Source organism: Streptomyces sp. NPDC054841, assembly GCF_053611045.1.
This window is the reverse complement of the sequence record NZ_JBSGZO010000008.1, coordinates 1-3,677: the sequence shown is the minus strand read 5'-3', so window position 1 is coordinate 3,677 and position 3,677 is coordinate 1. Positions and strand designations below refer to the sequence as shown.

2 protein-coding genes are annotated in these 3,677 nt (G+C 74.7%); both read left to right on the top strand.

Going from position 1 to position 3,677, the window contains the following annotated elements:
• Positions 1-937, top strand: a 937-nt coding sequence (locus ACWGI8_RS02270; protein ID WP_453657855.1) for a poly(A) polymerase, incomplete at its 5' end; no start/stop codon positions are given.
• A 500-nt stretch (positions 938-1,437) separates the two neighbouring features.
• A complete protein-coding gene (locus tag ACWGI8_RS02265; RefSeq protein ID WP_453657936.1) occupies positions 1,438-3,594 on the top strand; it encodes a PIG-L family deacetylase in 2,157 nt (718 codons plus the stop codon).
• Positions 3,595-3,677 lie beyond the last annotated feature (83 nt).

Genomic DNA, 3,677 nt, shown 5'->3' with positions numbered 1-3,677 from the left:
ACTGCCGGGCGGAACCGGGATCGAGGAGGTACGGGCCCGGGTCGCCGCGGCGCTGCCGGAGGCCACCGACGTGCGCGAGGTCGTCGGGGCGCGGGTGCCCGGGCTGCGGCTGCGGGTCGACGACCTGGCCGTCGACCTCGTCGTCGTGGCGACCGGGGACCTCGACCCCGCCGAGGCGGTCGCGCGCCGGACCGAGCTGGGCGACGCAGCGGCGATCGCACTCAGCGCGGTCAGCGACGCGGACGCGGTCCTCGATGCGGCGGGCGCCCACCGGGACGCCTTCGCCCGGCTCGCCACGGAGGTCAAGACCTGGGCGAGGGCCCGCGGCCTGGACTCGGCACCGCTCGGCGGGCTGCCGGGCCTGGCCTGGTCCGTCCTCGCCGCCCGTACCGCCCGCGAGACCGGAGGACTCCCGGCCGCCGGGCGGCTCCGGCAGTTCTTCGCCACCTGGGCCGTGTGGGACTGGCGCGAGCCCCTGGTCCTGACCCCGACCGAACCGGTCAGGTCCTGCACCGACCAGGTGAGCGCGGGCGGCCGCGACCTGCTGGCCCAGGAGCTGTTCCGCGCCTGGGAGATCCTGGACGCGGCCGCGGAGTCCGGCGCGGACCCCTGGCCGGAGCTCCTCTCCCCGCCGCCGATGCACCGCCGCCACGCGGCCTGGGCGGTCCTGACCGTCCCGGACGGCCCTGACGAGGGCCGCGTCCGTGGCCGTATGCGCGCCCTGCTCACGGCGTTGGAGGAGGCGGGTGCACCGGACGTCCATGCCTGGCCGCGCCCGTTCGCGACCGACGGGGCCGGGGCTCGGTACGCCATCGGCCTCGGCACCACTCCCCCGGACAAGGCCCTTCTCGCGGAGATCGCCGAACGATGGCTGAGGGGGCTGCCGGGTGTCACGCTCGCCTGGGCGGACTGCGGCGAGGTTCCGACGCTGCGGTGACGCCGGCTCCGGACGCCGGCCCCGGACGCCGGCGCGCGTGATCGACCGGACAGGACCCTGCCGGGGTCGCTCAGGCGCGCCGGGCCGCCGGCCGCACGCGGCGTCCCGCTCAACCCCGAGCATCGAAAATCCGTCTAGTGCTGTGGCCGGAAAGGTTTGCCGGGAAGCTCGCGGCGTCCGGTGCATGGGGTCTCCCCAGGCCCGGAGGGCCGAGGGGACGCATCGCAAGGCGGAGTATCGCCCTCGTACTGGACGTACTCGGGTGATGCGACAACGCAGCGTGGGGGTACCTCCCAGCGGTAGCTGGGGGAGTGCCGTGCAGGGCGTCGCGAGCCGGTGGACGTTGCCGGTCACGGCACTAGCTGATCGCGGACGGCGGCTCCGACCGGCCCTGCGTCCGCCATACGGGGAGATCACAGTACGCAGCCGGGGGTCACGCCCGACCGCTGCGGGGGGAAGCGGACGGAGCACGACACGTGAACGACAGCGCTGCGCGAGGCATGCCCGCGTCCGCCCGCCCGGGCGGGTTCGACTCCACGCCCACCGGCACGGCCGACCACGTCACCGCCGCCCGGCCGGGACGCCCGCGACCACGCACGCACCCGCGTCGCCGCAGCGTCATCGCCGCCATCGCAGCCGCGGCCGGAGCCACCGCCCTCAGCGCCTGCTCCGTGCCCGCGCCCCGGCGGCCCACGCCCACCGCGGACCCCGCGCCCGGAATGCCGATAGCCGGCTCGCGCCGCGCGCAGCTGATGCAGATCCTCGCCCACCCGGACGACGACCTGTACTTCATGAACCCGGACACGCAGCGGATGCTGGACGCCGGGGTGCCGCTCGTCTGCGTCTACGTCACCGCCGGGGAGCACGACGGGAAGAACCGCATACCGGGGAACTGGGACGTCCCGGCAGACAGGGCCGCTTATGCCTCCGCCCGCCACCAGGGCCTGCGGCAGGCCTACGCGACGCTCCTCGGGCTGGACACGTTCGCCGACTGGACCAAGGGCGTCGCCACCCTCCGCCGGGGCAACGAGGCCGAGATCAACACGCTCACCAACGGCCCCCGCCGGGTCGAGCTGATCTTCCTCAACCTCCCCATGCACACCGCCCGCCGCTACATGGCGATCCCCAGCCTCTGGCAGGACCGGGCACTGGGCCTGAGCACCGTCGTCGCCAGGGACTCCCCGCAGCGCAGGGCCGTGTCGTACGACTACGACGAACTCGTCGACGTACTGGTCGGGCTGATGGAGCAGTACCGGCCGACCGTGATCCAGACCCTGGACCCCGACCCGGACATCCAGCACAGCGACGAGGCGACCCGCAAGAAGGACAGCGAGCAGCGCGGCTACTCGGACCACGCCGACCACACCGCCGTCGCGTTGTTCAGCTGGACGGCGATGGTGCACTGGGTGGCGGAGGCGACCGAGGACGGCGGGCGGGTCCCCGGCTTCGTCGCCACGGCCTTCCGCGGCTACTACAACCGCCACTGGCCCAAGAATCTCCCGGCGAAGGTCCTTCAGGCAAAGGCCGCGCATCTCGTCCCCTACGGCGGCGACCCCGAGTGGGAGTGCGGAAACCCCTCCGGCTGCGGCGACTACAACGTGGGCGGCGTCCGCCCGCTGACGAACCAGAAGGGCTGGGTCCGCTCCACCCACCACCGCTATCCGGGCGCCCGCCCCGTCGTCACCACCGAGCCCGACGGACGGCTTGCCGCGTACGGCGTACTCGGGCTGCGTGCCGTGCGGTGGCGGGAGACCGAGCCGGGCAGCGGACAGTGGGGCAGCCCGGAGGACCTGGGCGGCGGGCCGCTCGCGCCGGCGCTCGGCTCGGCGGTCCTGAAGGACGGGCGGCAGCTCGTCTTCGCGCTGCGCTTCGCGGCGATCGGCGGCCACGGCGGACCGAACCGCCGCGAGGTGGTGCTGCTGGAACAGCGCACCCCGGGCGGGGAGTTCCTCGCCTGGAACGGGCTCGGCAATCCGGAGCGGAACGACGACCGGGGCCGCCGCGTCGGGGTCCCGGTCGCGGTGACCGCCCCGGACGGGCGGGTCCACCTCTTCGTGCGCAACGCCGACAAGGGGATCAGCACGCGCGTACGGGACACCGACGGGCGCTGGGACCGCTGGCGGGACCTCGGCGGAGGCGAGATCCAGGACGGTCTTTCGGCGGTCGTGGACGGCGCGGGCCGGGTCCATGTCTTCGGCGCGGGCCGGGAGACCGTGCACCACTGGGCGCAGGACGTCCTCGGTGAGGAGATCACCTTCAAGCCGGACGGCGGCAGCACGCTGCCGGTGCCCGGAGGCCCGCTCGCCGCGCTCCCGACGGACGACGGCGGCATCGAGCTCTACTACCGCAGGCCGACGGCCTCGGCGGTGATCGCGGTACGGGCCGGCGGCGCCCCGGCCCGGCCCCGCAAGGAGCGCTTCTACGGATACGGCCCGGTGAGCGCGGCCGTGGCCCGCAGCGGCCCGGTGCTGCTCGGCAAGGATCTCCGCGGCCGCATCCAACTCCGTTCGGGTACAAGGGTGCTGACACGCAGCCAGAGCACGGAGTCGCTGGACTCCCCCGCGCTCCTCGTGGGCCGCTCCGGCGCCACGGCGGTCGGCATGGGCGCGGACGCGCACCCCTGGATCTGGCAACCGGCGGCCGGTACGGCCGGGTAGGGCCGGCTGGCCGGGCAGGACGAACCAGCCCGGCGGGACGAACCAGTCCGGCGAACGTACGGAAACGCGAAGAGGCCCCGCAC

Bases quoted from the DNA above. Each gene is read 5' to 3' on its own strand.
- ACWGI8_RS02265 (WP_453657936.1), top strand. From the start codon at position 1,438: ATGCCCGCGTCCGCCCGCCCGGGCGGGTTCGACTCCACGCCCACCGGC.